The sequence below is a fragment of the Caldivirga sp. MU80 genome, assembly GCF_001663375.1.
In the GTDB taxonomy this organism is placed as follows: Archaea; Thermoproteota; Thermoprotei; order Thermoproteales; family Thermocladiaceae; genus Caldivirga.
The window spans coordinates 1-4,221 of sequence record NZ_LCTF01000059.1; the positions used below are offsets into that span (position 1 = coordinate 1).

Below are 4,221 nucleotides of genomic sequence, written 5' to 3' on the forward strand. Positions count from 1 at the left end.
GAATGAACTTCTTTGGGTCATCAGGGAATGTTATTGCGTCTTCGGGGCAGAGTTTTGCACATGTTGTACAGCCTAGGACGCAATTACCTGGGTTTGCAACTATGGGCAAGTTTTCCTCAGGATACCACCTAAACACGTCATTACCACAAGTAAGGAGACAGAGACCGCATCCAGTGCATTTATCATAGTCAATCCTAGGAAACCACACGTACTTCAACCTATCTACACCATGCCAAGTTTTACTCATACCCTGATCACCGAGTTTTCGACTGATCAGTCAGTAAATAAAACGCTTGGTAAGTGCAGAATTTACACACCTTCACTTACCATGGCACAGTAATAGCACTCAAGACAACAGTCCGAGAAACAATGCTACAGGGTTAATGAGCATTGTAGTTATGAAGCACCGTAATTACATTTATCTACAAGTAATCACAACCACCAAGAAGCATTAACAAATCGGAAACAACCCAGAGATAAGAGAACTCACTAAGAAACTCATTGACAGAATGCAGAATACATAAACAGAAAAAGAAAGGAACTACCGAGTCATCTCATAACCTCTTATCCTGATCCATTAAATGAATTGCTCAATGGCATGATGGAGGGGTTGGTCGATATATTCATTTTTAAAATGAAGAACTGAGCGATTTCCTAAAATACGTTAATGAATTACAAAGCGAAATTTTATGGCTTGGTCCAAGCGACGTGTTAATAATGGCGTCAGCATTAGCAGATAGGGAGTGCGAAGTGTTCATGACCCTTGACAAAAAGATACTGAGATCAATAAGGGACCCAAAAAGCAAAATTAAAGGTATCTTCACTAGTGCAGGTAAGTATTTCTACTATGAAGAGCTGGAACGCATAAGTTTCAATTAATAATATCATTATATTAATCATTAAAATCACAGAACTTGAAACCACATCATCCTGACAAAACATGAATACCTAGAAATAATTGAGAACAAAGTCCCTGGTGCCCCGGCCGGGATTTGAACCCGGGTCACGGGCTCGAGAGGCCCGCGTCAGCAGGCCGTTTTTGCGGCACTTATACTTGACCGGGCTATACTACCGGGGCATGGTTTTATGGTGTTGGGTGTTTTTAGGTTTTTCTTTGTGTGTTGTGTTGGTGGTTTTGTTTGTGATGGGAAAGAGACTTTTCCCTTGAGTATCAATGCGTGTTCCCCGTGGGTGTGGGTTTGTGGGGCCCCCTGTACAAACGCATCTACTGCATGATTCCTTTTTAAATCATCGTATTTTAATGGCACATAAAGGCGTTGAAGCTCCTCTCTTGATAGTTCTTTGTCGTAATATCTCAAATACAACTCTGCCCTTACCCTCCTTAATGGATGCCTTAGGTACTGCAGAACATAATTAAGCAGCTTGACTCCCTGTTTATTTCTGTAATATAACTCGCTACTATCTCCAGCATTATTAACTGAGACTGTGCCTTTAATTCCTAGTGTATCATAAATAGTGTCTCTCACTGCTCTTAAAAACCCTACACATATTCTGCATGCATAAATTCTTATTTTGAAATCTATACTATTTTGTTTTGTAAAATAAATAGACACTGAACCGTCGCTGTCAATTAGCCCTCCAATGTATTTTGCCAATTTGTTTGCGTCAAAATCTTTTATTGTTTCTAACCATGATGGTTCCTCTAGCGAAGGCCACGGCCACTGCCGCAAAAAAGCATAATAAGATACCTCAACATATTTATTAGCCTGTCGAACAAATCTTATAGTTAGATTGTCATTGCTAATCATCTTCATTAGTTTTAGAAAGTAAAAAACTCCAATGGGATTCGATGTTGCTACTTCTACTTCGTATTGGCGTCTCCATTTTCTTACGTATAAATCACCGCTCATCGCTCCAAACACGTACTCATCTAATGGCTCACCTAGCTCAAATGATTGTAGCCACCCATGCAAATCTATGCCATAATTATAATACTCATTAATATTCTCAACACCAAAGAATTTCCACATAATATTACTCATTACGACTTCGTTCCACCCAAATCGCCACCTCAATATTTCTTCGATTTCCTTTGCAAGCATATTCCTCCTCGCTTCATGGTTGTGGGTTTGTAGGTTCATGGTGCTATCACCCCTCCCCAGACCCGTGGGACTGGCTGTGCCCATCCCGCTCTGGTTTTAATCCACCCTGGCCCCACCAGCTAAACTTGCTTTTCAGCATGTTCTCGATAACGTTGTTCCTCGTTGTCTTACCTTCCCAGCTAATTCCGCACCTAGTGAGCCATTTATTTAAAGGACTAGGGCCTTTATGTAACGCATCCATGATCCAACCCTTTGTTACATTGAGACTTTTAAGCATCCTTGGCAACTCGCACTTCCACTCATCATCACCTCTATTCCTTAACCACAGCTCGTGAACTGCATCCTTAGCCCTATCCGCAACTTCTTTACCAACTATGTGGCCATCATGGCATTGGTTTCGAATCAACTCCTCGATGAGCCTCGTGACGCATTGTTTGTCGTTGTTTTCTAGGCACCTCATTGCCTTGCTTACCAACTCGGTGCATGTTTCTATCCTCCCTGCCTGGGTGGGTTGGGGTAGGGAGGCTTCGTTGCTTAACTCCTGATCCTCCTTGCTACTCATCGGGCCTTTGCCGACTCTCGGCGGCCCATTGATTTTAAACCCACCCACAGCAATGCATTCAATTAGGTGCATAATTGAGGCACCTATGCTTCCCAAGTTCATCCGTGAGTATCTTGGCTAACTTGCTACATTGTTCTGTCTCCATACACTTATTGTAAACGAGGCCCCACAGTTGGCAATCAACACCTCGATACGTCATTAACCAAGCGAGCGGCCAATCCACACCACCCCACACCCGCCAATACTTATCTTATCAATTAGATTTATAAGGCACCACGAACTCGAAGACCTAACCATTGCCCTGCTAAAGGCTAGTAATAATTACGAGGCGCCTAGGAACATTGCTTATCTGCACGCCATACACAAGCTAATCGTTATCGACAGGCTCAAGAGACCGCTCTGGATCAGGCACAAGACGGCGACGCCGATCACACACGCCATCTTAATGAAGAGCAACTACAACCACAACAAGCACCTAATCCAACAACACGTGCTGAAGGCAATGATGGAAAAACTACCAAAGATAACACTGGCGTGATGACCAACAAGCCACCCAAGCAAATCCAAAGCAACCCATGTTCAAATCCCGGCTGGGCACCATGATTATGTTCTTTGGTTTTATTTGGTTTGGCTGGTTTTTATGTCCGTGATCTCTACAAGCAATGATGCTATACGACGGGGGCGTTTTCATACATGCTTTGGGGTACTTTAAACTTCCCCGTGGATACGGAGTTGTAGGGCTTTGGGTGAGGGCTTCTATTGCGTTGTTTCACTTTGGGCTATCAGGGCATTCTCTGCATGCATAAACGTATATATTAAATTCAGTATCCTTGGTTGGCGTTTTCAGTATTCATTAGCGCCATGAGACGTACCGCGTTGACTGTTTATATATAGGTTTCTGTATTACCTGCCATTACTCATGAGCACCTTAGTAACAGCATTGCATAGCTTAGATTTCACGAATTTGTTGTGGATATCTAGGTAATAACCGTGATGCCATCATCATGGTGCACTACCAATTAAGGCTACTTCTAAACATAAAGCATGTAATACTCACTCTTTTCTATCCTGCCTGTCACCGGGTCGACCTTTAGGCCCAGCATTTCTAATGTATCGACGCCTATCACGGGTGTAGCGTTGCTAAGTGCCATTATCCTGGCTGGCCCCTTCCTACCTTCAATCTCGACCTCGGCCATAAAGACCTTAGCCTTAACGACTCTTCCATCGCCAAGTTTTAGCTCGGCTTCAAGTGGTGTTTCATAGAAGTGTTTCTCGGCAATGTCCAGCGGCATTACTGTGAATGTGGCGCCTGTATCTACGAGTACCTTATCCATTATTAATTCGTCCTTACCCCTAAACCTAACTGATACGTACACGTGGCCCACAGGGAATATCTTTGTGCAATTTATAAAATGTTTTTGTTTTCCGTGGTTTCATCGTAATGCTTTTTGCAAAATTTATTGTATTGCCTCATTATTGCGTGTTGTTATCTTCATAAGCCTTCTTACCATGCGTATCTCCCTCCTTACTTTCCTTAATTTCTTCATTGCCTTCGTAACCTCAGCCCTGGTGTATCCCCTCAACTTTAATTCCTTG

3 protein-coding genes and 1 tRNA gene are annotated in these 4,221 nt (G+C 42.8%); all 4 read right to left on the reverse strand.

From position 1 onward, the window contains the following. The coding region (locus AAX04_RS11715) for a ferredoxin family protein (protein ID WP_156519850.1) at positions 1-247 on the reverse strand (247 nt) is incomplete at its 3' end. A 727-nt stretch (positions 248-974) separates the two neighbouring features. Next, positions 975-1,078, reverse strand: a tRNA-Glu gene (locus AAX04_RS11330). A 1,031-nt stretch (positions 1,079-2,109) separates the two neighbouring features. Continuing rightward, entirely contained in the window at positions 2,110-2,697 is a 588-nt protein-coding gene (locus tag AAX04_RS11335) for a hypothetical protein (protein ID WP_156519851.1), read from the reverse strand. A 959-nt stretch (positions 2,698-3,656) separates the two neighbouring features. Beyond that, the gene (locus tag AAX04_RS11340) at positions 3,657-4,010 is read right to left on the reverse strand and encodes a retroviral-like aspartic protease family protein (protein ID WP_066798359.1); all 354 of its coding nucleotides are present in this window, start codon (positions 4,008-4,010) and stop codon (positions 3,657-3,659) included. Positions 4,011-4,221: the final 211 nt, after the last annotated feature.